18 protein-coding genes and 1 riboswitch are annotated in these 23,753 nt (G+C 41.2%); of the genes, 7 read left to right on the plus strand and 11 right to left on the minus strand.

All coding sequences use genetic code 11. The annotated features are described in order from the left end of the window. Positions 1–36: 36 nt before the first annotated feature. Together LPTSP_RS06465 and LPTSP_RS06470 are read right to left on the minus strand one after the other, a co-directional pair. Positions 37–714 (minus strand): hypothetical protein, encoded by a 678-nt coding sequence (locus LPTSP_RS06465; protein ID WP_108927991.1) that lies wholly within the window; start codon positions 712–714, stop codon positions 37–39. Next, the gene (locus LPTSP_RS06470; protein ID WP_108927992.1) at positions 711–7,910 is read right to left on the minus strand and encodes an RHS repeat-associated core domain-containing protein; all 7,200 of its coding nucleotides are present in this window, start codon (positions 7,908–7,910) and stop codon (positions 711–713) included. Before LPTSP_RS06470 ends, LPTSP_RS06465 begins: the two co-directional genes overlap by 4 nt. Positions 7,911–8,347: 437 nt before the next feature. On the opposite strand from LPTSP_RS06470, the gene LPTSP_RS06475 reads away from it, so the two are divergent. Genes LPTSP_RS06475 through LPTSP_RS06485 form a run of 3 tightly spaced genes read left to right on the plus strand, consistent with a single transcriptional unit; the run spans position 8,348 to position 11,186 of the window. After that, positions 8,348–9,217, plus strand: a complete 870-nt coding sequence (locus LPTSP_RS06475; RefSeq protein ID WP_108927993.1) for an LA_3334 family protein — start codon at positions 8,348–8,350, stop codon at positions 9,215–9,217. Then, positions 9,214–10,575, plus strand: coding sequence for a Kelch repeat-containing protein (locus tag LPTSP_RS06480; RefSeq protein WP_108927994.1), 1,362 nt, complete (start codon positions 9,214–9,216; stop codon positions 10,573–10,575). The genes LPTSP_RS06475 and LPTSP_RS06480 overlap by 4 nt, the downstream gene beginning before the upstream one ends. Next, positions 10,572–11,186 carry a tetratricopeptide repeat protein gene (locus LPTSP_RS06485; protein WP_108927995.1) on the plus strand — a complete coding sequence of 205 codons (615 nt, stop codon included), beginning with the start codon at positions 10,572–10,574 and terminating at the stop codon, positions 11,184–11,186. The genes LPTSP_RS06480 and LPTSP_RS06485 overlap by 4 nt, the downstream gene beginning before the upstream one ends. A gap of 48 nt (positions 11,187–11,234) precedes the next feature. Here the strand turns inward: LPTSP_RS06485 and LPTSP_RS06490 are convergent, their stop codons facing one another. The 3 genes from LPTSP_RS06490 to LPTSP_RS06500 form a co-directional block, all read right to left on the minus strand. Beyond that, positions 11,235–11,864 carry an ankyrin repeat domain-containing protein gene (locus LPTSP_RS06490; RefSeq protein ID WP_108928195.1) on the minus strand — a complete coding sequence of 210 codons (630 nt, stop codon included), beginning with the start codon at positions 11,862–11,864 and terminating at the stop codon, positions 11,235–11,237. Positions 11,865–11,968: 104 nt separating this feature from the next. Next, the gene (locus LPTSP_RS06495) at positions 11,969–13,129 is read right to left on the minus strand and encodes a YncE family protein (protein WP_108927996.1); all 1,161 of its coding nucleotides are present in this window, start codon (positions 13,127–13,129) and stop codon (positions 11,969–11,971) included. Position 13,130: 1 nt separating this feature from the next. Next, the gene (locus LPTSP_RS06500) at positions 13,131–15,233 is read right to left on the minus strand and encodes a TonB-dependent receptor (RefSeq protein WP_108927997.1); all 2,103 of its coding nucleotides are present in this window, start codon (positions 15,231–15,233) and stop codon (positions 13,131–13,133) included. A gap of 28 nt (positions 15,234–15,261) precedes the next feature. Next, positions 15,262–15,436: riboswitch (cobalamin riboswitch) on the minus strand. A gap of 259 nt (positions 15,437–15,695) precedes the next feature. Between LPTSP_RS06500 and lsa26 the strand changes: the two genes are divergently transcribed. After that, a complete protein-coding gene (gene lsa26, locus LPTSP_RS06505; RefSeq protein WP_108927998.1) occupies positions 15,696–16,436 on the plus strand; it encodes a surface adhesion protein Lsa26 in 741 nt (246 codons plus the stop codon). A gap of 247 nt (positions 16,437–16,683) precedes the next feature. On the opposite strand, the gene LPTSP_RS06510 is transcribed toward lsa26, so the two are convergent. From LPTSP_RS06510 to LPTSP_RS06520, 3 genes are all read right to left on the minus strand, one after another. Then, complete coding sequence (locus LPTSP_RS06510) at positions 16,684–17,730, minus strand: CapA family protein (protein ID WP_174704440.1); 1,047 nt, start codon at positions 17,728–17,730, stop codon at positions 16,684–16,686. 60 nt (positions 17,731–17,790) lie between these two features. Beyond that, positions 17,791–18,300: a hypothetical protein gene (locus tag LPTSP_RS06515; RefSeq protein WP_108927999.1), complete on the minus strand. Its 510-nt coding sequence runs from the start codon at positions 18,298–18,300 to the stop codon at positions 17,791–17,793. A gap of 92 nt (positions 18,301–18,392) precedes the next feature. Next, positions 18,393–18,968 carry a hypothetical protein gene (locus tag LPTSP_RS06520; protein WP_108928000.1) on the minus strand — a complete coding sequence of 192 codons (576 nt, stop codon included), beginning with the start codon at positions 18,966–18,968 and terminating at the stop codon, positions 18,393–18,395. Between the two features lie 109 nt (positions 18,969–19,077). Here LPTSP_RS06520 and LPTSP_RS06525 point away from each other — a divergent pair, with 109 nt between their 5' ends. Continuing rightward, a complete protein-coding gene (locus tag LPTSP_RS06525) occupies positions 19,078–19,947 on the plus strand; it encodes a class I SAM-dependent methyltransferase (RefSeq protein ID WP_108928001.1) in 870 nt (289 codons plus the stop codon). A gap of 18 nt (positions 19,948–19,965) precedes the next feature. On the opposite strand, the gene LPTSP_RS06530 is transcribed toward LPTSP_RS06525, so the two are convergent. From LPTSP_RS06530 to LPTSP_RS06540, 3 genes are all read right to left on the minus strand, one after another. Next, positions 19,966–20,490, minus strand: a complete 525-nt coding sequence (locus tag LPTSP_RS06530) for a hypothetical protein (protein WP_108928002.1) — start codon at positions 20,488–20,490, stop codon at positions 19,966–19,968. A 129-nt stretch (positions 20,491–20,619) separates the two neighbouring features. Beyond that, positions 20,620–21,363, minus strand: coding sequence for an LIC_13076 family protein (locus tag LPTSP_RS06535; RefSeq protein ID WP_108928003.1), 744 nt, complete (start codon positions 21,361–21,363; stop codon positions 20,620–20,622). Positions 21,364–21,413: 50 nt separating this feature from the next. After that, positions 21,414–21,896 carry a hypothetical protein gene (locus LPTSP_RS06540; protein ID WP_108928004.1) on the minus strand — a complete coding sequence of 161 codons (483 nt, stop codon included), beginning with the start codon at positions 21,894–21,896 and terminating at the stop codon, positions 21,414–21,416. Between the two features lie 104 nt (positions 21,897–22,000). Here LPTSP_RS06540 and LPTSP_RS06545 point away from each other — a divergent pair, with 104 nt between their 5' ends. Both LPTSP_RS06545 and LPTSP_RS06550 read left to right on the plus strand, forming a co-directional pair. Beyond that, positions 22,001–22,687, plus strand: a complete 687-nt coding sequence (locus LPTSP_RS06545) for a hypothetical protein (protein ID WP_108928005.1) — start codon at positions 22,001–22,003, stop codon at positions 22,685–22,687. Positions 22,688–22,803: 116 nt separating this feature from the next. Continuing rightward, a complete protein-coding gene (locus LPTSP_RS06550; protein ID WP_108928006.1) occupies positions 22,804–23,748 on the plus strand; it encodes a DMT family transporter in 945 nt (314 codons plus the stop codon). The last annotated feature ends 5 nt before the right edge of the window (positions 23,749–23,753 follow it).

The following is a 23,753-nucleotide window of genomic DNA, read 5'->3' on the forward strand; positions in this document are numbered from 1 at the left end:
GCCTTTGATTCTTTAAATTTATTACTTTTTATATGATTAAGATTGTATCCCAAGATCGCAAATCGGCTCTTGTTCACCGGGGCGGTTCTTCTCTATCGTGAATTCGATGATGAATCCTTTTCTGGTAAGTTCAGGATCTGTGGAATACCAACCAGTAATTCGGTTCAGTGGGTCAGATCCTTTCGTTCGCATTGCTGGAGTAATTTTCATTCTGACGGAGTGATCTTCCGGAAGTTCAAACTCTGACAATGCTCCATCTCTCCTTCCTTCACTTTCATCAATTATATAAAAATCGTATTGATTCTTTCCGGGGAGAATAGGCATCCAATACTCGCAGTCGTAAGCAAAGTAACTTCTCCGGTCGCCTTCCAGTATTTGCCGAAACCGATTACGATTAATAAGATCTTTCTTATTTATATAGTAAGCTTCTGGAGGGTTGATAGGACGTGGAATTCGATCCTTTTCAGTATAAGGAAAGTAAACATCAGGATCTAACCATTTTAAAATGAATCTATATTGATTCGCCTTAGAAAAAGAAAGATCCGGTTCGTAGTTCTTTCTCTCTTTATAATTTTTGATCTCGAACTTTAAGTAATTTTGATGGAATTCTTTCGGAGTCCACCCTCGGTCGTAACTGCCTAACCCCGCTAAAGGTATACAACTCGGAAAAACAAATGGCAGACTTAAAAGTAGTGAAAGAACTTTCTTTTTCATAAAGTTCCTCCGCACGTCTGCTGAGTTGCATTTCCTGCTTTGACAATTAGACCGAGTGGCAGATCCTTATCCCAAATAAGTTTAATTCCATAACTTAGAAGATCCGTGCCCGCCGATCCCCAATCTTGTTCTAAAACACTTTTTCCAGTCAGTGCATAACCACCGTATGTAACAATATCCTTAATAATCGCCGCTTGTGCCGTAACTGCCGTATAACCCAAATACCCGTAAAACCCAGTAACGGCCAACATCTGCCCTGCCACGGAATAACAAGCAGCGATCCTCGCATTCTTCTCATCCCAATGTATATTATTAAAACTTGATTTAGAATATCCGCCTGCCACATAGGCTTGCAAAGTGAAAGGAGACAAGGTCGCCCCTACGATTCCCATCCCCACCCCAAGAGCGAACATTGCTGTGATCGGTATCATTGCGATAACGAATAACGCAGTGCCTACCGCAACCGTTAGAGCCGTAATTGCCAAAATAGATGCGATTGCTAATGCTCCCAAAGCAACAAGTACTGCTACACCTGCAGCGGACGCAGCCAATGCTGAGACCAAAGAAGCGGTCGCAATCCCTGTGGCAGCCGCCACAGTTGCTAAAGTAAATCCTAATGTAAGGGCGGCAGCGCCTGCTAAGGCTGCTGCTCCGATAGTAGTTCCGATCGAAGTAGCCGCGGAAATAGAGCCTAAGGAAGAAGCGTTTAAGCCTAAGCCCATAGATCCGACCGAATTTAATGCAATGATCGTAGCGGCTGCGCTAGCTCCCATTCCTGCTCCGATCGCAAGTCCAAGCCCGGTCGCTGCGGCAGTAACCCCTGCCATAGAAGCAACCGCTCCCGCTCCAAAAGCAGTTCCAATCATTCCTACAGGATTTAATGCCATAGCAATTCCTGCACCTGCATCGCTCCACCTCTGAGAACTTACGTAAAACGCATTTCTGAAAAATGTACTTAATGAAAGATTAAAGTTCAAAAAACCGAGTCCGTTCCTTTCCAAGAAACTACTCAGAATACTGTTCCCGCTTGGGTCAGTGTATCGAACAGGATTACCTTCCGTATACATGTACAGGTCCATTCCCATCGGTCTTGTTGTGTCCATGACCGAGTCCGCCTGTAAAAATCTTCCGATGATTGGATCGTAGTATCTCGCTTTGAAATAATAGAGACCAGTTTCCTTATCTTCTTCCTGTCCGTTATATTTATAGCGGAACACGTCAGGTCCGGAGGAATCGTTTCTTTGGATCTCCCCGTACGGTTTATAAGAAATATGTGATGCTCCTCCTTGGTCCCCGCCTGCGATCCTGTTTCCATTCCCGTCTGTGGCCATAGTGATGGATCCCAAATGATCCGGATGAAGAAATAAGAACCCTCCGACTGGGAGTCCCGCGCCTGAACCTGGCCCCCCAGGTTCAAAAGGAGTATTCACATTCGGAGTATTAGAATCGAATTGAGGAGGAAGCAACCAAGGCGGATTTCCATTACTATTCGGTATCAAAACGGAACAGTTGGAAAAAGAAACGATCAGTATCGGAGAAGTAAACTTTAAGACAGATCTCCAAAGTCCTTCTCTAAAGGAAATAAATCCGAATCCTAGACCTAATAGGATTGTTATATACAAAAATCCTAAATTAGTTCCTGGCATTAAGAATAAATACTTAATTCCTCGGATCGAATTGTCTTTTGCGGCCCAAGCCAATGTCTTCCAAACTGTTTCTATTCCGGAAGTTCGAGAAAAAATACGATCGCCCTGATAACTTACAAGTACTGCATCCGCTCTGGTCCATTGAGCAACCAAATCTCCCGAATTTCCTCGGAAGTACAATGTGTGCTGAGGAGATTTTCCTGGAGAAATTACAACTTCGTACAATCCGCCTAAGCTGATCGTCTTACTGGAATCGCTGGATTTTGTTTTTCGGATCCTGGTTCCTGAAAAATCGTAATCAAATCGGATGCTATCCTGGTCTTCAGTTTTGATCTCTTTTAATTTTTGGAAAGGATCGTAACGGAAACTTTCTCCGTTCTTGGAGATGATATTTCCGGAACCATCATAAGAATATTGGTAAGATTGATTTTGCCCTGTAACTTTTGTTACCGCATTCTTATGAGAAGGATTTTCATAAGAATAGAATAAATTTCCCTTTTGGAGCAATTTTCCTGAATCGGAATATGTGTATTCTTCCGTTCCGTAAACTCCGGAAGCGGACACCAATCTATTGACCGAATCGTATTGAAAATTTTGCGTCCTGCTAGGATTCTTTTTATCCAAAATAGAAAGATAATTTCCGAACTGATCGTAATTATACTCTATACTTTGGTAAATTTCAGTATCTTTAACAGAAACGAATCTACTAGGTCTACGTTTTATCAAATCATAATATATATCCGTTCGAACGCCATTCCCCAATTGTCTTTGGATCTTAAGTTCTCCATCCTCTAAGATAGGGCCTTGGTATTGAACAACAGGAAAATCGGAACCGCTTCCATCTCCTGGAGTCAAAGTGATCCCAGAAAGAAATCCTGCTTCGGAATATAGATTTTTTGCTATACTTCCGTCCGGATAAACAGTCTCTTCTATCTGGTTTTGTAGATTGTATTTTTTCCGGATGACAAATTCTAGATCTTCTTCCGTTAATTTTTTCACCACCAGATTTTGATTTCCCCGCAGATCATATCCGAACTCAGTAGTTCCTAACGGGTCAGTAACCTTGGTCAATCTTCCGATCCCATTTTCTTTTTCAGGATCATCATATTCGTACGAATAATACACTGCCCCGGTTTCAGGAGAATCTCCTTTGACTTGAGAAACCCTGCCTAAGCTATCGTAAGCGTATTGGATACTGGAACCGTTCTGGTATTTTTGTTTGGATAATTTTCCGGTGTTAGGATCGTATTCGTATTCTATCTTGCCTGAATCCGGACTGATAACCTTGGTCTTTCTTCCACCAAAGTCTGTCTCTATGGTTGTGGTCCCATTTTCCGGATCTATGATCTCCGAAATTCTACCTGCGAGATCATAAGAATAACGTGTGGTCTTTCCCTGCTGGGTAGAAGAAATTACCTGGCCCAGAGCATTCTTCTCCTCAATGGTTTCCTTTATTAGATTTCCGTTAAGAAGCTCTCTGGTTTTAGAGATCAAACCCTCGGTTTCGGACTCGATTACTGTTCCGTCGTTCCTTTCGCTTCGGACTTGGTTCCCTTCGGCGTCATACGTATAATCCGTCCAGGAAAAAGGATTCGATCCTTCCAAGTACGGATCGATTTTCCTGGTGACTTGCCCCTCCAAATTCCGGCGAGTCTCCTCTACCAGAACATACCCGTTTACCAGGCTGCTTCTTCTTTTAGAGATCTTGGTAATATTATTACTCAAATCTTCCTGCAAAGTCTCACCATTACTTCGGCGGAAGATTTTTCGGACAAGCTGATTCTCTAGGTCCCCGGTATTTTCATATTCGATTTTTTCAGACCAGTCGCTCTCCCCTGGCAGATAACTTTTTACTGCCCTCCCCTGGGAATCGTATTCCGTTCTGGAAATTTCTCCGTTTTCAGCCGTGCTGGATAATTCTAAACCATTCGCAAAATCATAAGTTTTTAATGTAACCTGCCCCAATCCATTGGTCATTTTTATCGGAAATTTATGTAAGATCGGATCGTATTCTACAGTGATCAAATTGCCGTTAGACTCTTTTACGAGGTTTGGATTTCCATAAGAGTCGTATGCCTGGATGGCCTCAGTCTTCCAAACACCAGGACTCATCTCCTCCTTAACTGCTGATATTTGAAAATTAGAATATTCTATTATTCTGTGAGAGACTAACTCTCCATTCTTCAGGACTTGAATATCTGTCGGCTTTCCTAATACGCCCTCATTCCAATCGTTCAGGTAAGAAACTTTTTCACTGGCCGTAGTCCCGTTGATACTCGTATCCTTACGGATCATATTCCCATAAGTATCGTATGTTTTAGAGACAGTAGAAGATTGGAATAATTTACCTGCCCTATATACATTCTCCAAACAATCCGATTCTAAGATCTGTATCCCTCCGTTAGAAGAATTGGATTTTTGGATATTCTTATACCATTCAGAAACTTTGATCCCATTTCTAAATTTTGTCTGAGCTCTAGGAGTTCCAACAGCTTCTAAAAAAGGAGAATCGTATTTTGTTTCCGTAATATAATTGGAGATTGCATTCGCCTCTTCTATTTTTTGGAACCCTAAATATCCGGAATTCCTAAACCCGCCTCTATAGAATCTGGAGGAGAAGTACTTGTATGAATTTTCTCCTAAGACCGTCGTTCCTGCCTTCTGAGAAAGTTTGACCGTTAGAAAATCAGGAAATACGAATGGAAGAATTTCAGGATGATCCGGATCATATAAACCAAGTCCGTTTGCAGTCGGATGATTTTTAGAAAGAGAATACTCCAACTGAACGCTTACATCCCCATCGGAAACATAAGAACCGTTTTCTATCTTAGTCAAAAGTCCGGAAGGAATTTCGGAACGAAATCTCAAAAGATGTAATTCTAAATTGGATTCATAAGGGAACTGGCGAACTCCAATCGTATTCACAAATGGAATACTGGAAGCAACAGGATACTGGAAAGGTTTTTTCTCTCCATTCAGTCCCAAGAGTTCCGGCTTACCGTCCCCATTGATATCCAAGGGGAGAAGGTATCCTCCGGTCACCCAAGACTCGTCCCCGTCAGCAGAATAAAACAGATTTCCATCCGAGTCCGTATTAGAATAAGAAACGATTAGCCTAGATCCGGAAGAGTCATATCTTAGAAAATCCGCCCTTCCATCTCCGTTTAGATCGATGAATTCTTTTCTGTTTCTCCAATTGAAATAAGCGTTGTCCGAAGAGCTTCCCGACGGATTTGCAGAAGGAAGATAATTTTTCAGATCTATAGATATTTCATAATATGTAATATTCGTAATGTTTACCGAAAAATTCCGAACTGTTACTGTCTGAGGCAAAGAATCAGAGTCTTCGTTATCAGGCTCTTCTGTACTACTAACATTTGCTCTTAGAATATCCGGAACCCCATCTCCGTTTAAGTCCTGGGCCAAATCTTGATTCCAATACAAAGAAAAACCGGGAAGATAATTGGTCTGAGAAGTATCGTAAACCTCCACTATAAAATATGGATTTGTTAGATCCGAATAATTATAAGTAACCCGATCCTTGATCCCATCGCCGGTGAGATCGATTTCCATATAAGGTTGGCTGGAACCTGAAGAACTTTGTTTTTGTTTGGATGCATAAGCACCGTTCACTTCTACCGTTTGAAATGCGCTGCCTCCGTTCGTTCTAAACCTTCTCCCGTCGAATGGATAATAATGAATGGTCCCTTGGCTTGTAGCTCCGGAGAAAAATGCAAAATCAGGATAACCGTCCCCATTCAGATCCGAAATGAATTGGTCTCCATCATTCCCAAACGAAGATCTTGAAATTTCAGTTTCTTCCAATTCGATCAAGTTCCCGTTCTTAAAATCGTAGAATGTTAAGATCAATCTAGGGTCGGAAGTCCCACTAATCCGAAGCAAGTCCGGGATCCCATTCCTATCCATGTCCACAAACCCTTGGAAAGAATTTCCAGGATCTGTAATATTCAATAATTGTGATTTTTGAAAACCGGAACCCGTAGAAAGATAGATTTGTATTTTTGTAGAAGTTTTGGCCTGCAAAAAGTCGATTTTGCCGTCTCCGTTTACATCCGCCAAAAAATGATACGGTTTACTTTCTTGTAGATTTTCTGCGATTAATTCAGAATATTCTACAGAGTTCAGATCGGGGCCATAATACACGATCCCCTTGGCGCCATTGGATTTCAGGACAAGAAAATCGGTCTTACCATCTCCATTAAAATCCCCCGGAAAAATCTTCCCTTCTGTAGTGACTCCGATTGGATTTCCTTTGGATTCTCCGCTTACAGAAATCGGATCTAAGTTTTCCGTATCCCAAGATGTAAGTTTAGAAACGGAAAATCTTTGGCTGTCCATATTTCCCAGAACACGGACCATTTCGGGACTTCCATCTCCATCCAGATCCGCAGGAACTGCGAAAGACATCTCCACACCATTCGTACAAATATCCTGATAGTTCTCGATCCCAATTTGGCAGAGAGAAGGAGCACTGTATTTACTTGCAACAATACAACCCCAATCCGCAGTGCAGGCACAGAATGCTGCGGTGGTCTCACAAGCGGACCTTACACTCGGATCTGAGGCTCTATAAGAATTTTGGAATGTTTTTCCGGAAGATTTTACGTACTGAGCTTGATTCGACCTGCTCGAATAAGAAAACAAGATCGGTTTATAATTTTTACGATGAAAGGAAGAAAGAAATACCTCTCCATCGATAGTATTATAATCGAACTCATATACTTCACTTAAGTTCTCTGAGCCTGAAGAATCCTTTGCATATACTTCAATTTTTTCTAATCTTTTCTTTCGAGAAAGAGATTTGGTCAGTGAGAAGATCTTTTCTCCGAATCTTTCGGAGCGGTTTTCGTAGATAAAAAGTATTCTTGCGTTTCCTCTGGCATATACGATCTCTTTAGGCAAAACATCCGCAGATTGTAAATTTTCCGGATCGTATTGTATATCATACCCGTTCCCGAATCTATCTCTGACCTTATCCAAATAAAAAGCGATAGGAACTCCATCGCCATCCAATCTGGAATTCGATCCCCCGGAAAAGTTTTTGCCGTATTCGTAAATGATCCCGTTTTTATCTCGGAGCTTCCAGGCAGACCCATCGAACTCAGCCTTAGAGAAACTTTCGAATTTGAATCGATAGTTTCCGTTAGTATCTGAAATCATCTCACCGAATTGAGAAGATATGTATCCATCGGAAGAAGTGTAGTGAACTCCCAGATTTGGATTTTTAGAGATCTGAGGGAAACCGCTCAAGGACCAACCCTTCCCCAAGATCCCTGAACCTGAGCCGGAATATTGAATACTGATACCAGGAACCACATCTCTAGTTCCGGGAGGGACCTGGATAGAAAGCGAAAATCCAGGTTTGCCATAGGAGTTTACACTAACGTCCGGAAATGGAAGAGGAATCTCGGTCTCTAATCCAAAAAATGTGGAGAAAAAAGAATATATCGGGCGAAGAGGATTCCAGGCCAAAAGCAAGATTGCACTACAAAATATAAGAATTACATAATATTTTCCGGTCCTAAACATTAGCTTGCCAAATCCTTCTCTAAATTTCCGGATTTTTGTTCCGGAACGGAATTAGCCGAGCTGTGAGCACATCACCTAAAGGTGATTTTTATATTTAATAGCACTAACGCGTTTAAAATTTCCCATGTCAAACACAAATATCCCAATTCGGGATATTAAAAATCACAATTTTCACATTCTTTTTTCAAATATCCCGAATTAGGATTCACTTGAATTGCTTATTTCTTAATCTGAATCTATATTCCGCATGAATCCTAAGATCAAATAAAAATAAAGAGATCACAAACAGAACATACAATATTTAAAATATACTAAATTGGGATATTTTGAAGAGATTCAAAATAATTTTCTTTCTTTTTACTCGAAGAAGCCACATCCCATCCATATAAGGCTCGGTCCATATTTTTCTTTCGACCTTTCTCAGCTGAAACACGTTTATGCACAAAAAATTAATCTTTGTTTTTTGCGGGATCTTCTTCTTTCCCTCTTATCTTTTCGCCTCTGAAATTCTATTCAAGAATGGAGATGCATTTATCACGGAAGAAGTTTCGGAAGAACCAGATTACATCTTCCTTTCCTGGAAGGAGAAAAAATACAAGATCCCTAGATCGGAACTCCAACGAATAGACCCCAGGAAGAAGGGCCCGGATTCTTCATATCGTTATTCCGAATTCAAACTAACCGATGGAACCCAACTCAAAGGGATCTTGATCGAAAAAAGAGAAAATAAACTCATTCTAAAGACGGAACTGGGTTTTGTAGAATTGGACAAAAGTAAAGTCCTTTATCTGAATTTTGACGAACTCACATCAGAACCACCGATTATCCCCGAACAATTTCTATTAGAATCTTTTAAACAAAGAGAATGGAGAATTGGATTGTTCGGTTCGGGATATTATTCTTGGGGCGCATGGGGACAAGCATTCCCTATCACCTATGGAGGAGGAGCATTCTTAGAAAGAGATGCAAGTTCCAAGTTTTGGTTTTATGGAATTTTTTCCGAGGTTTCTCTTGGAAAAGGTAAGAATGGGAACCTGTACATTTGGAGCCAATCCGCTTATCTTGGAAAATATTACGGGCCTTCTTCTCCTTATTGGTTGGTGGGTGCGGGTTTCAGCAATTTGGTCCGATCGGGAGACGAAAAGATCTCTGCGATCAATCCCGATTTAATTTTTGAATTCGGTTGGAATTGGCAGACAGAGCCAAGATCTGCCTTACGGATCGGAATTCGATCTCAATGTAGTATGGAAGAAGGTTCCAATTTCTGTAGGTCAGGGCTCCGACTCTCTTGGGGGTTTGCAATATGAGGACAATATATTCCATTTTTATAATTCTTTTTCTAATCCTACACTTTTGTTTTTGCACAGTCTCAGGTTTGTCTGAAATTTTAGGAGAAGAATCCTCCAGAGCCGAATTTGCATTTGTAGCCAAACTAGGCCCGAATTCAGCGGTTCTTTCTTGGAATTGTTCGAAAGCCTCCAAAGGAACAATGTATACGAGCGATGGCATAGTCCTGAGCATCCAGCCTTCCAAAACTCATTTTTTAGAATGGAAACATTTAACTTCAAATACTCTTTACAGAGTGATCTTAACCTGCGGATCTCAAAAGGTAGAAGAAGGTAGTATTTTAGAATTCACAACCTGGATCTCGAACGATCCTCCCAAAACAAGAGGGATTTGGATCTTAGGCGGGATCGGTAACGATGGGCTACCTATCAAAGAGGTAGATCTATTTGATCCTGTAACTGATACTTGGTATTCTTCCATTACGTCCGTTCCGAGCCCTCGTATCTTTGCATCTATCCTACATCATAAAAATAGAATATATTTGATCGGAGGTATGGAGAATATTTCCGGGACCTATGTTTCTTCTTCCAAGGTAGAAGTGTATGATCCATATGCAGATCTATGGGAGACAAAGGTTTCTTTGCCTTCCGGGTCTATCGGCGCAGTAGCAGGTTCCGTGGGAGATGAGATCTATATTCTTTCCGGTTCGAATTCTACGGATATAACAAATGGTCCCGTATTTAATACAATTCTAAAGTTCTATCCGGAGCTTGGAGTAAACGGCCAATGGATTTCTTTTTCTTCTGCATCTACTATATTTAGCAGAGTAGATATGTTCGGTTGCGCTATCAACGGTGTTATTTTTTATACAGGTGGAAGGACCTATAATAGCGGAAGTGCAAACTCCAGCACGGATGGTTTTGCTGCTTCTGCAAATACGACCACTTCTTTTGGCGAACCAAGTTTAGGAGAATCCAAACATGGCGCAGGAGGAGTTTGTATTTTACCTTCTTCTCAAGATCCTTTTCCTGCGGATGGAGTTTTCTTTGCAGTTGTAGGAGGATCGACCGGTTCCGGAAATGTGTTCCAACCTGCGACTTCCATCATTCCAACAAATCGGACAGAGTTTTACCAATTAGGTTCTTCTTCCTTTTCTTTGGGTCCGAGTCTCCCTAACTCTCTATATTTTCCAGCTGTCCAAACTTCTTACGAGACTCGTAAAATTTTTTCCTTCGGCGGAGCTTCTTCCATCAATATTCCGGAAGATACTGTATATTCTTTGGATTCAGGAAATCCGCTTGGGTCCGCATGGGCGGCTCATACGTCGACTATGCCAAGAAGAAGATATGCGCATAAAGCGGTTCGGATCGACAGATGAGAATAAAATTTTGCATATCTGCATTTTTTAGAATATTCATATTTTGTTTTCTATTAGCTTCTCCTTTGTTCTTATATTCAGAAGGAGAGCCAATGGAAAACGAATGGATCAAAGAAGGAAATATACTATTAGAATCCAAACAGTTCGAAGAAGCGGAACTATTAGCAAATTCCATTTTAGGCTCGGATCCTTCCAACTCTAAGGCAGAATTTATACTGACCCAGGCATGGATCGGAATGGGCAAAGAGGAAAGGAAAAAAGGAAATTTTCAAAAGGCAAAAGAGTATTTAGGAAAAGCCTACGAGAAATGGCCTTTGAATGAAAATATCCGAAAGGAACTTGCAGAATTAGAAAATTCTCATCTTCAATTCAAAAAATCGCCGATGCCGCTTAGAAACAATTCTCTCATTCAAAATGTTTACAATAAAAGCACGGAAGATTTAACTCTTAGTGTCAACCTTCTCCGCTTAGAAATTGAAAAACTAAAAACCGAATTGGAAACAGAAAGAAAAGAACACACGAAAGAGAAAAGTTGGGCCTGGGCCTATCTTCTTTTAGGCATTCAAATCGTAGTCCTATTTGGAATTTTTAGTAAAATTAGTAAATTATGATCTATTAATATTCACAGTCGTTCGCAAAGGACGAAAACTTCGAAATACCTAAGCGCTAAAGGCGACTCCTCTCTCCGCCGCGATCTCTCTGGCAGTTTTTCCATCTTCCGTTTTTAGATCCGGATTTGCTCCCTTCTTTAGAAGTAGAGAAACGATCTGCTCATTCCCTTGTCTGGAAGCTGCGATATGAAGCGGAGAAAAGCCTCCATCTTGGGTAAAATTTGGATCGGCACCATTCTCCAATAGCAACGCAACTGCATCCGCTCTCCAAGAAGCCACTGCGGAATGTAATGCTGTATTACCGATCGAAAATTTACTTCTGGACTTAGCCTGGATGTCTGCGCCCTTCTCCAATAAATATTGAATTATGGAAAGTCTTCCGAAATGAGATGCCAAATGTAAAGGTGTCCAACCATCAGGACTATAAGAATGAACGATACTCGAATTGGAGTTTACGAGTTCTTTGACACGATCCTCGTCTCCTAAAGCTGCCGCTTCGAATAGATTGAGCGGAATTCCCAGGGCAAGATACGAATTTACTATATCTTCTTTGCCGTAATAAAGAGCGAATAGTAATGGAGTGATCCCTTCCGCATTTTGTTTGGAGGCTAGGTCCGGATTTTCTCTCAAAGAATAGATAACTTGGGCTTTATGACCGGCGGCGATCATTTGGAACATATCGGAACTCAAGGAATAGGCCTCCGAAAAACAACGAAGGATCATCCATTCTTTTAGAGCTTTGTCAATCCGGTTTCGACCTTAGGTCAAGAATTCTATTGGAATTATTCTTTGAGTTGTATTAGGTCGAAAGGTTGGAGGTCCACTGAGATTGGAACCGGGGTTAAAAGCCGATTGTCTCTCGTATCGAACATGGTAACTCCTGGCTGAGTGAATTGAGTATTGGAAACGTAAAGAATCTCGTCGTCCCCGAGCAAGATTGTGGTCAAACTTGCATCGTAAGAAGAAGGAACAAAAAGTAAACTTGCCAGTTTCTGTCCTGTGCTTGGATTAAATACTTGTAATGTTTTATTGAAAGATGCATCCAGAACGCTTGCATAACCCAACTGTTCGCTTTTGATCTGCACTCCGAGTATGTCCCCGCCTGCCGCAGTTTCCGGAAATAAAAAGCCAGAGCGAAAAGTACGGGAAGAAAGTCGAAATGCCACCACTCCCCCGTCAACTTGGCTTAAAAAACCCATTCTATTCGCAGCGGCAAAGACTATATGTGTCTCTCCGAAAAGTTCCAACATCTGGGGTTTACCCACCGGGTTCGGAACTGGAAATGTATAAGTGGAAACAATAGAATCCGTTACAGTATCTATTTCTAAAAGAAGGGATCCCCAAGGACCGGGAGGAAAATACCCGCTCGGATCGTTTCGGTCCAACCTTTGTAATACCACAAAAAGACTCGTACCTACGATCTGCATTCCGGACATTTCAGGGAGATTATCAGGAATAGCACTTGGCTCGGAATATCCCCCCAGATCTATTTGTCCCAAATTCGCACCAGTCAAAGGATGAATGATCCTTAATATTCTAGATCCATAAAGTGATACATAAGCCTTATTCTGACCGACGATCGCAATATCTGTCGGGTTTGTCCCGGAGCCCATGGACCATTCCGCCACGGTTTGGAACCCAAAATCCGGATCTAAAACCTGAATGCTGTCCCTATTTAAACGATTTAGAATATACACTCTACCATTCCCGAATCTGGCTAGTGCATCCGAATGGATCGGCGTTAACCCAGGATAAGAAAGAAGAAGTTCCGGATTTAATACCTTAAATCTGCCCCCGCTTGCAAAGTCAGTGGTCACCACTCCTATATTGTTCGGAAGATTTGGAGTTAAGAATAAAGTATATAACGGTGGCCTTTCAATATCTCCACAGAAGGAAAAGAAAATAAGTAAAGCTGGAAGAATGGAAGGAAATCTATATCTCATCTTAAAACCTCCCGCTTAATGTGATAAACCAATTTCTTCCCGGCAGAGGATATCCTACAATATCCTCTACTCTTTTATCTCCCATATTCCTAACATCTATACTTAAGAGCAGTTCTTTGGGAGTCTTTTCTCCTTTTTTTGTAGGATCCTCTTCCTCGGGAAAAGAATACAATACAAGTGTGAGATATGCGTTCCAAATCTGACGGGCGGGTTGGTAATTCACATATTCGTTTGTCCTGTCTTTGAAGACCGCTCCTACATAAACACCTTCAAAACCAAGTTCCCAGGTTTTTCCTCTATATGCGACGGTCCCGGAAATCTCATGTTTCGGCCTAAGAGGTAGATATTTACCGTTTAAATAAGGTGCGGGGGAAGTATTGATCGCCTCTTGGTATGTATATTCTAATAAAAATTTCCAGCCCTTGTATTCCGTCTTATGAGAAACTTCCGCACCGTCTATCCGAGCAGAGTCCACATTTTCGGGTCTCAAGGTAAACTGAGAATTCGGAATGAATAGGATCATGTCCTTGATCCTTTTTCTAAAATAGGAAATCGTAATATTAGATTTGAGTTCTCCGTTTTTATATTTCCCCGTGATGCCTGCATCCGCGTTCTCACTTCTTTCCGGTTTGAGTGAGTCGTTTGCTATGATCGTCCCCACTTCCCCGAAAAGTTCCAAGAAACTTGGGATCCTATATTGCCTTGCAATATTAGATTTGAATTCCAAAGAATAATTTTCCTTTTCCCAAAATCTCCAGAGAAGCCCCGTTTTAGGATTCGAAAATTCGGTAGTTTTAATAGAAGAAGCGAAAGGGTTCTGTTTTCTATACCAAGGTTCGTCGGATTGGAATTTATCCCGGTAAGAATCCCAAGAAACTCCCGTGGTCAAAACCAATTTTCCATCTAAAAATCTGAATTCATCCTCCACTTGAAAAGTAGTGTACGTCCTAGTTTTACCGGGCTCGTATTTTAAATCTATATTTTGAGGTGTACTCCTGGACCTTTCGAAAGTTTCCCTTTCTACCCCTGCATGGAATTTCAAAATTTGATAATATTCTAATAAATAAAGTGTAGGAGTGATCTGAAATCCCGACTGTCCCATATGAGCCGTAGAATTAGGAGTTCCTTTGGAGAATTCCGATTTAGGATCGAATAGATCGTCGTTCGTAAATGAAGTGAAAGCTCGGGTTTCCAACCTTAATAACCCGTCGAACAAACCTTTTGTATCCGTTCCAAGAGAGGAAGTATTTCTAAGATATCTGCGATGTACTTGTTGGGTCTGGTTACTTGCAGGACCTGGAATTCCGTGGAATCTATAATTTAGATCATTCCAAAATTTGATCTTAGTAGCTCCGATATCCCCACTGAGTCCGAGCATACCGGAAGTCCTTTCGTATTGTGCGTTCCTTCTTCTATCAATCGTATCATCCAAAGGATTAACGAGCAAGGTTCCATGATTGTTTAGATAAGAAAAGTTTTGGTCCGATTTTTCTCCCAATAAGAATACACTGGTCCCGATCCCGCCATAAGTCCCTGTATGCGTTATGCTACCCTTTCCAGTATTAAAACTTCCAGCACCTATATTTACTCGAGTTTTAGGCGGACCCGATCCCGTTCTTGTGACTAAATTTACACTTCCACCGATTGCAGATCCTGAAAATCCGACAGGTGCACCACTTCTGTAAACTTCTATACTTTGTAAATTGTCGAAGGGAAGATCTGCTAGGTTTACTTCTCCTCCTTGCGCATTATTAAAGGGAACTCCGTCTATAAAGATCCTGGTTTGATTCGGATTCGTCCCTCTGAGTGAAAGTGTAGAATAAGAACCTAGTCCTCCGTATCTTCTGATCCGGACTCCTGCTTCTCTTTCTAAAACGTCGGGAAGATTCGTATAACGTGCACTGTATTGGTCCAGATCAATGGAAGTTTGGAAACCAGTTGGATTCTTTCTGAAATTTTCGGGTTGAGAATTTGAGCTGGTCTTTCCCACCACTTTTACAGTGGAAGTCTCCGTCTTTTGGTTCTCTTGGGAAAATATTTGAATGGAAAATAGAAAGAGCCCTAGATGAAGGATCTTACCGATTCGTTTGGGTCTTTTGTGCATGAGGCCTTAACTCCCGAAAGCCATAGTATTGAAAGTAGCTCGGATAGGTTTTCTGACTCACGCCCGGTTCGGACCCTTCCCGTCTTTCGACAGTGGTTTTGTCCGATCGTTTTGGCGTTTACAGCTGCGGGTACAGCTCCGGATTCTCACCGGATTCCCTTTTCAGATCTACTAGCAAGACCAGGTTCCCAACCCGACTTGGAGGGGCAATCTCAAAAAGGAGCTCGGGATGCGAAGGGCTTTAGTCACGAAGTGCGAGGACATTTGTCCGAGCCCGGAGCAGCCCGATCCGAACGAAGTGAGGAGGCGGCCCCTTGAACCCCTTTTTGGAGTTCCAACATTTTCAACCGTTCAAAGAAATATTTTCTTGATGTAAGATAAAAACCGGAAAGGATTCACGAATTCGTGGCCCAAAGGAAACTCCTTCGGGTCTACCTACATAACAGGGAGCACCGAACTCGAATGAAACGAATTCCATCCTTAAGATTTCTTCTATTAGGGATCTTTCTTTTAACTACCTCATCCTTATCCGCGGCCGGAACTTATTCCGAGGGTTGGACAGTTGCCAAATTGATCCAATTCGAAAGCAGAGGGGTCATTTTCGAATCCTACGAAGGTCTTTTAGAAGTTTATACAATAAACGATTCAGAAGCTTGCGACGAAATGAAGGACGAATGTTTTGTTCCGGCAAAACAAAAGATCGAATTCAGCGTGCGTCCTGAAAATGCAGACGTTGTAAATTTCTTAAGTAAAAATTTAAACCAAGAAATTTTGGTCCAATATAGGATCCACAGATTCGAAGCAATCGCATTGTCTTCCGATTACGAAGTTGTAGGAGCACAACTTCAAGAGAAATCGCTTCCTAAGGGTCTTCCCGATAAGATCGTAAGCAAAACCAAATCCGGAGGAAAAAGGAATTTTTCCGTTACAGGCCGTATTCTAAGTTTAGAATATAAGGGAACCGCGATAGGGACTTGGGAAGGATTATATCTGGACGAGACCAGAAATAAAGTCCATCCTTTCTCAGTCACCGACGAAGAGATCGCAGCCTTCGCTACAAACGCTCTAAAATTCGGACTTAGATATTTCTTAGGAGTTTCTGTGGCTTATGTAACAGGTTGGAGAGATTCTCATTATGATATTTATGAGATCAATTTCAAAGCTCCTGCAGGAGCATTGGAACCTACCGGCAAAACCCAATAATTCACATTAAGGTTTTATTAAGTAGAAGGCCGATGTCGGGGTTACCTCATCGGCTTTTTTATTTTAGAGAGTTCTGTTGGCGTCGTATGTTGGAACTCCAACGTAGTTTCGAAGCCGACCCCACCCAGATCTTGGGTGGTGGAGGCGGGTTAGTGGGAGAAGCCACTCCCCTATATCATAGAATCGCAAAATTTACAACTAAAAATAGGGGCGAAATTTGTAGGAGCTCCTACATGACAGACCTAGATTAAGGATGGAAACTTCCATCCGATTGGATCTTAGGTCCTTTGCCTGGAAAATCCGACTTAGTCAAAGATTGGATCAGCTCAGTAGTTTTTGCATCCGGATCAGGAGCTGGAATACCGTTTTGGCTTAACTGCAGTGAATGGATCTTGCCCTTAATAAAATTCCCTTGTTTGTCCAGATCAGCTTCTAAAACTAAAGAGTAACCTCCGTATCCTTTTGTAGAGAATACTCTATAACCCAAAAAGTTTCCTAAAGAATAAGCGATCAGTTTTCCTTTATACAATTCGAATGCTCTAGGCAAATGAGGACCATGTCCTATAAATAAGTCCGCCCCTGCATCGATGAGAGCATGGGAAAGTGCGACAAGGTTCCCTCTATATTCTCCGTAAAATCTTTCCTGTTCGTTTTTTACGTGTAAAGCAGGTCCACCTTCTGCTCCTCCATGAACGGAGATGAATACAAGCTGCGCTTTTTTCTTAGCTTCCTTTACGAGAGCTACACCTTCTTCTATTTGGTTCACATGGTTATGAGCGCTTTCCATATGACTGAATCCAATCCAAGCCACGGAAATCCCTTTTACGTTCATATAAGTGATCGCGCCTTTTTTTCCGGTGAATCGAACTCCTGCTTCTGAAAGATTTTTAGCGGTATCCTCAAAACCTTGTTGGTGAAAATCCAAACTATGGTTGTTGGCAATCGAAACTATATCGAATCCAACATCCTTTAGGATTTTTGCATATGATGGAGGAGTTCTAAAAGCAAATATAAGAGGACGATTGATATTCTTGGCACAATGAGGATAGTCGGTCAGAGTACTTTCAAAATTAGCAAATAGTATATCTGCCCCTCTCAAACTAGGTTCCACCTGAGAGAACAAAGTGTTTCTAGGATCGGAAGGAAGTTTATTCTCCGGATAATTGGTTCCCATGACCAAATCTCCCACCGCTTTGATCTTCAAAGTTTCCGGCTCTACGGATTCGATCGGTTGGCATTCGGAAAATAAAATTGAGAGTCCCAAAAGAGAGGACAATACGAGGATTCTATACATAGGGGAAGGATTTTAGAAACCCTATCTCTGGCAAAGCGGTTTTTCTATGGCAAGGTCCCCTTAATTACCTGCTGTAACTACACCGTTCAGCTGGATCAATAAAGGAAGAGATCCTGCATCATCGCCTACTGTTAAACCGGAAACTTGAGAAGTTACTTCTCCACTCACAGTGTATTTTACGATACAAGATCCTGGATTAACGGTGCTAAAATTCAAATTGTTTATAGGGCTATAGGGAGGACTAAAAGTAAAAGGCCAAAAATTTGGAAAAGTACCGGAAGGGCAAGAGGATACGTCTATATCGAAACCTACTGTCACATCATTGCTCGTCCAATCGGTAGGAACCGATCTAAGGGCTACTTGGTATGTGGCAGTTGCACCTGCAGTTACTGAAAGCGCAACAGGAGTAAACACTAACAATGAATTACTTCCGCCGGTCAGCAAGGACAACAAAGCCGCAGTCGCCTTTTCCGGGTCTTTTTTATCTTCTTCTGAAAGACCTAAGAACTCTTTGCCCACATCCGTTCCAGTAAGCACAAGTCCACAACTTACGTTATGAACAATGAGCATAAGAAAGATAAAACTTGTTATTAATTTATTTCTAAGACAAAGAGAAGTTCGCATGCTTATGTTTAATAATGGATTAAACGAAAAAGCAAGCCTTAAAAAGAACAAGTAGGAGGAAAGTGTGCCCTAACGGTTCCCAGAGCTTGGCCCTGACTCAATAATTGCGGTATAGGATTATGTACACTATGCGATATATCACAATATCCTGAAACTTTGCAATCCATCCCTGCAGTGTTACCGTCTACCTGTATTAGGATCGAAGAATAGTTGGGAGCGAAAAAAATTTGGGAAGAATCTGCAGAACCTTGAACTCCGTTAACGGAATTAACCGAAACATTACTGCAGACTGCCTGGATAAAGATATTAAACTGAAAGTTTTGTTCCAGCCAATAAGAAGGTATACTGTCCACAAAAATCGAATAAGTCGCAGGCCCCCAAGTAGGAGTGGTAAACTCGGTGGAAGAAAATACTATAGGAACCGAACTGTTATAAGATTGTAGAAGTCCGAAAATAGCCAGCCTGTCCGATTGGTTCTTTCTTTCTTCGGTAAAATAATCGTTCTCTTCATCGAATAAAAGATATACCCCGCAAGAAGGCACAAAAAAGATCAGGGCCAGAAATAACAGAATGGACCGAAACCGAATTTTGAATATGCAAAGTTTCGTGTCCATAAGAACGATTTACAAACTAGCTCGATTATATTAGAACGCAAGGAAATTTTTACATAAGAAAATTCGCATTTTATGTTCTAAATTCCAGCAAATCACCGATCCTTATAGTATGCAATCCATCCCTTGCAATACTTGTTCTAATTCAGAATTCACTCCACTCTTCTCCAAGGCAAGCCCCAAAGGAGAGACCTTCCAAATAGTAGAATGCAAAAAATGTAAACTTGTACAGGTCAATCCTCAACCCAGCTTGGAAGAAGTTTCCAAGTATTATGAAGATTCTTACTTCACCCAAAGAACAGACAGAGGCTACGATAATTACTATTCTGAAGAAACCAAAAAGGAGATCGCAAGAGTATTCAATCTGAATCTGAAAGATCTAGGTTTCTTCGATTGGGAAAGATTATTAGGTTCGGAAAAGTCAGCTTTAGATGTGGGCTGTGCCGCAGGTTATTTTTTGGATTATCTAAAGAGTAGAAATTGGAAAACCAAAGGATTGGATATAGCAAGCGGACCTGTTCGTTTTGCAAAAGAAACTTTAGGATTAGATGTGGAACAAAAAGACTTTCTAACCTGGGACCTCGATGGAAAAGAAAAATTCGACTTAGTCACTCTTTGGGCAAGTATAGAACATCTGCATCATCCGAAAGAAACACTTCAGAAAATCTTAAAACATTTGAAGCCAGGGGGAAGAATGATCCTTTCCACATGCAGATATGGAGTTCTTGCAAAATACCTGGGGCCTAAATGGAGATATCTAAACGTTCCGGAACATCTCTATTATTATAGTTTGCCAGGTATTATTTCTTTAGGAAACGAATTGGGTTATATTCCATTAGGACATATCTCTTACGGAAGTGGCCTCACCGCAAAAAAAGGATCAGGGATCTTTTATAAAACTTCTAAGAAGGTCGCAGATTGGGCAGTCAAAAAATTCGACCAAGGAGATATGATGGCGGTTTGTTTCGGAGTGGCTAGGTAAATCTTTCCAAAACTCGGACTAAGGAGTTACAGTGACGCTTAGATCTCCGAGGTTCGTTCCTACACTCGGAAGTCCTGATCCGATGGCAGTATCCACATAGTGCGATACTTGGCCAGTTCCGGTAATAAAACAGTTAAAAGAAACATCCGCAAAAGTCACAGGATATGTATCGTCATTATATACAGCGAACACTCCTTCTTGTGGAGCGCAAGACATTATCCCATTCCAAACCAGATCGATACGTAACTCCCCTGTGCCGGAACCAGGCCAATAATTAACAGTAAGATCATACGCTGCTTTTCCCGTTGAGACGGGAAACGTTAATGGAGAAGGAGAAAAACTAAGCAAAGCGCCGGATTTTCCGCTTAACAAACCTAAAGCAGTCAAAATCGAATCGTTGTTAGTATTTTTCTCAGAAGCCTGAGCAGCTGCTTCTTCGGCTTGGTATCCTAAAGCTAATCCACAGTCCAAAACCAGGATCGCAAAGAATAATATTATTAATTTATAAAGTACAAAATTGGATAGAAAACGATAAAATGACATCGGAGAATTCCCTTGTCCGTATGATAAACGAAAATCCCACCTTTGCACAAGTAGGATTTTCAAAATAAGTAAATTTATAGACTGAAGAAGAGATATCGCATCCCTCGAAGGAGGGATACGTTTATAAGATCAGTGTTTTTCTTTGCCTGTCTCTTTCCCAGGTTCTTTAACTGGAGGAGTATCTTTTACCTTGATGATCTTAGTTGCGAAGATCACTTTATATACTTCTTTTTTCAAAAGAGTAAACTCATGCTTTTGTCCGTTGGAATCGTCTGTCTCCAGTTTGATGGAATCCACGTCTTGGCCTACTACTCTTGCTTCGGTTGTTTTGCCGGTTCTGAGAATGATCATGCTGTAATTTTTACCCGCATGCTCCGCTGGGCTTGTCTTATCCAGATACTTACGTAGAGCATCTTCTAATTCCTTTTCGGTTTTGGAGAAAAATTCAGCATGAGCCTTTGTTTTTTCTTCCTCGAAGAATTTTTCGTATTGGTCTTTATGAACGAATCTAGTTCCCAGATCACATTCGGTAAGCGTTACTTTATAGAATACTATAGTGCTGAAAAAACCGGTAAGCACATTCAGAGTCGCCTGCCATCCGTTCACAGAATGTTCTGCAAAGTAGACCTTACCTTCTTTCTTTTCTATTTCTATATCCCTCGAACCGGGGATACGCCAAAGACCGTAAAGAGCGAACCAACGATTATAATGTACTAGTTCCTCGCAAGGTTTACTTCCTGATTCCAGGCCTAGTTTATCTTCTCCAGCGAATTCTATCCTTTTATCTAAAGTACAGTTTTGGAGAAGTAATGCGGTTATACCGATTAGGGTAAAAATTTTGCAAAAATTCGAATATCGTCTACTTGGAAGCATACGACATCTTCAATACGCTATAATAACGTAATCAAATCTATTTTAATTCTTTAAGATTTTTTTTGGGGAAGTGTAGAAGTTTTTCTGACCTTCGGATCTGCAGTTATAGCCGCGGGCCATAAAGCCTTTTTCTGCGGTTTGTCCTTGAACAACCTTACGAAAAAGTAAAATGGTACGGCGATTGCCAGGAATAGAAAAAGATATCTAGGAAGAGTGGATTCTAGAATGGATTCACGTATTAAACCTAAGGCACGTCCCTCGTTTTCGGGAATCTTATTTCGGTAATCGGAACCGTATTCATAGGCATAGACTTTTAGTTTCAGACCTCTCCAAGCCTTTTCTATCGGATTCAACCTGTTCTCAAATGCAGACTCCGAACTAACCCGATCTATCTTAAGCACACTTCCGAGCATTGCGCTTATCAAAAAGAAGCAGAATGGAATTCCTACCAAAAGCAGGAACAAAGCAGAAGATCTATTATTAGAAGGGACCTTCTTCGCTTGTTTTTTATTCTTAGGTTTTACAGAATTCATGACTTAAAACTTTGACTGTGCAGACACAAGCTTCCTCTATTAGTATCGAACGAAAGTCCTTGCTTTTCCAAGGAGTTTTTCTAAGGTTCTAAAGAATTGCAAACATGCGACATATTCGTTTCCTTCTTCTTATCCTACTAACCTCCTGCACCACAGTGGGATTTCATAGATCTTCTGTGCGAGAGACCTACGAATACGGGAAAATGAAAACTATCCGAGTATGCGTATGGAAGGACGAAAACGTTTCCAAGGAAAGAATGGACTATCTATTCGATTCTTGGAATGAAGAATTGATCCTCTACAATCTCCAGGCAAAAGTTTCCCAAGTAAAAGATTGGAAAAGGCCCGGCTGGACTGGAAAAGCGATCATGGAAGAATTATATAAAGCAGAATTACCCGACGGCTGCGATCGGATCTTGGCCTTGGCTGGAGTTCGACTCTCGGACATCGCATACGAATTCGCTTCTTATATTCTGGCATTATTTTTCATTCCAACATTCGAAGTTTTAGGAGCAGTGGATAGCCCCACCGGAACCAGAGGATTTGTTTTAGCTCATACAGCATCACTTGGACATTTGCTCGTAGGCGGAGCCTCCAACACTATGGTCCACGAAGGATACCATCTATTAGGATGCGGGCATGCATTCTATCTTTCGGAATGTTACGGACAGATCCGAGATCTAAAGTCCAGCTCCGAAATTGCAGGAGATTCTTTTTTCCCAGCTACGTATCCGGGAGGAGGATTTATCACTTCTAGGAAGGAATTGAATTATTTCTTTTTAGGACGTTAGGTTCAGACTCCGTATGTAGGAACTCCAACAGGACCCACTCAAGCTAAACAAAATTCTTTCGTTCATTCCTCCAGATTCCTACTTTAATCAAATCCGACTTATAAAAACCTGGAAGAATGAGCCAAACTTCCGAAAAAACTAAAGAACACTTCTCTTTAGGATTCAGCGAAGAAACCTTGGGTTATCTATACGCTCTGGCAGGAACGGTATTATTCTCTTCTAAGGGAGTGATCGTAAAACTAGTTTATAAATTCGGAATAGACTCGGTCACTGTTTTGGCACTGAGAATGATATTTGCCATCCCGTTTTTCGCATTCGTTCTTTACCAAGAAACTTCTAAAAAATCAGTTACCCCAATCTCTCGGAAAGATTATGGGATAGTGGTTTTACTTGCATTCATCGGTTATTATATGGCCAGCTTTTTCGATTTTTGGGGATTAGAATATTTATCCGCCTCTATGGAACGATTGGTCCTATTTACATTCCCTGCACTTGTTCTTCTTTTAGGTTTTGTTTTTTTAAAGAAGAAGGTCCACAAGATAGAGATCTACTCCGTGGCTCTCACATACTCAGGCATCTTATTGGCATTTTTACCTGACGCAGAAGCACAAGGGAAATCCGCATGGATAGGAGGCACCCTTGTATTTTTATCCGCTCTAGCTTACGCAATTTATCTGATAGGAAGCGGACAGATGATCCCAAAACTTGGATCAAGAAAGTTCACAGCACTTCTAATGATCTGGTCAGGTGTATTTGTGCTCATTCATTTCTTCTCCACGAAAAATTATGAAATCCTAATGCACCAACCTTGGCAAGTATACGGCTACGGATTTGCATTGGGATTCTTGACAACAGTGGTGCCTGCATTCTTAACTACCGCAGGGATACAAAGAATAGGCTCCAATAAAGCATCTATCGCAGGAAGTGTCGGCCCAGTATTTACTTTATTTTTGGCGGCGATCCTTTTGGGAGAGATCATCACCTGGGAAAATGTAGTTGGAACGATTATCGTTCTTTCGGGAGTGTTTTTATTAGGAAGAAAGAAAAAGGTCCCAGAGTAAGAAAT

It is taken from the genome of Leptospira johnsonii (assembly GCF_003112675.1).
Taxonomy (GTDB): domain Bacteria; phylum Spirochaetota; class Leptospiria; order Leptospirales; family Leptospiraceae; genus Leptospira_B; species Leptospira_B johnsonii.

What these genes read in the sequence shown, in the direction of transcription:
- LPTSP_RS06465 (WP_108927991.1), bottom strand. Translation starts at nt 714, where the DNA reads ATGAAAAAGAAAGTTCTTTCACTACTTTTAAGTCTGCCATTTGTTTTT.
- LPTSP_RS06535 (WP_108928003.1), bottom strand. Translation starts at nt 21,363, where the DNA reads ATGCTTCCAAGTAGACGATATTCGAATTTTTGCAAAATTTTTACCCTA.
- LPTSP_RS06525 (WP_108928001.1), top strand. Translation starts at nt 19,078, where the DNA reads ATGCAATCCATCCCTTGCAATACTTGTTCTAATTCAGAATTCACTCCA.
- LPTSP_RS06520 (WP_108928000.1), bottom strand. Translation starts at nt 18,968, where the DNA reads ATGGACACGAAACTTTGCATATTCAAAATTCGGTTTCGGTCCATTCTG.
- lsa26 (WP_108927998.1), top strand. Translation starts at nt 15,696, where the DNA reads ATGAAACGAATTCCATCCTTAAGATTTCTTCTATTAGGGATCTTTCTT.
- LPTSP_RS06480 (WP_108927994.1), top strand. Translation starts at nt 9,214, where the DNA reads ATGAGGACAATATATTCCATTTTTATAATTCTTTTTCTAATCCTACAC.
- LPTSP_RS06500 (WP_108927997.1), bottom strand. Translation starts at nt 15,233, where the DNA reads ATGCACAAAAGACCCAAACGAATCGGTAAGATCCTTCATCTAGGGCTC.
- LPTSP_RS06530 (WP_108928002.1), bottom strand. Translation starts at nt 20,490, where the DNA reads ATGTCATTTTATCGTTTTCTATCCAATTTTGTACTTTATAAATTAATA.
- LPTSP_RS06545 (WP_108928005.1), top strand. Translation starts at nt 22,001, where the DNA reads ATGCGACATATTCGTTTCCTTCTTCTTATCCTACTAACCTCCTGCACC.
- LPTSP_RS06485 (WP_108927995.1), top strand. Translation starts at nt 10,572, where the DNA reads ATGAGAATAAAATTTTGCATATCTGCATTTTTTAGAATATTCATATTT.
- LPTSP_RS06470 (WP_108927992.1), bottom strand. Translation starts at nt 7,910, where the DNA reads ATGTTTAGGACCGGAAAATATTATGTAATTCTTATATTTTGTAGTGCA.
- LPTSP_RS06515 (WP_108927999.1), bottom strand. Translation starts at nt 18,300, where the DNA reads ATGCTCATTGTTCATAACGTAAGTTGTGGACTTGTGCTTACTGGAACG.
- LPTSP_RS06540 (WP_108928004.1), bottom strand. Translation starts at nt 21,896, where the DNA reads ATGAATTCTGTAAAACCTAAGAATAAAAAACAAGCGAAGAAGGTCCCT.
- LPTSP_RS06495 (WP_108927996.1), bottom strand. Translation starts at nt 13,129, where the DNA reads ATGAGATATAGATTTCCTTCCATTCTTCCAGCTTTACTTATTTTCTTT.
- LPTSP_RS06550 (WP_108928006.1), top strand. Translation starts at nt 22,804, where the DNA reads ATGAGCCAAACTTCCGAAAAAACTAAAGAACACTTCTCTTTAGGATTC.
- LPTSP_RS06475 (WP_108927993.1), top strand. Translation starts at nt 8,348, where the DNA reads ATGCACAAAAAATTAATCTTTGTTTTTTGCGGGATCTTCTTCTTTCCC.
- LPTSP_RS06490 (WP_108928195.1), bottom strand. Translation starts at nt 11,864, where the DNA reads ATGTTCCAAATGATCGCCGCCGGTCATAAAGCCCAAGTTATCTATTCT.
- LPTSP_RS06510 (WP_174704440.1), bottom strand. Translation starts at nt 17,730, where the DNA reads ATGTATAGAATCCTCGTATTGTCCTCTCTTTTGGGACTCTCAATTTTA.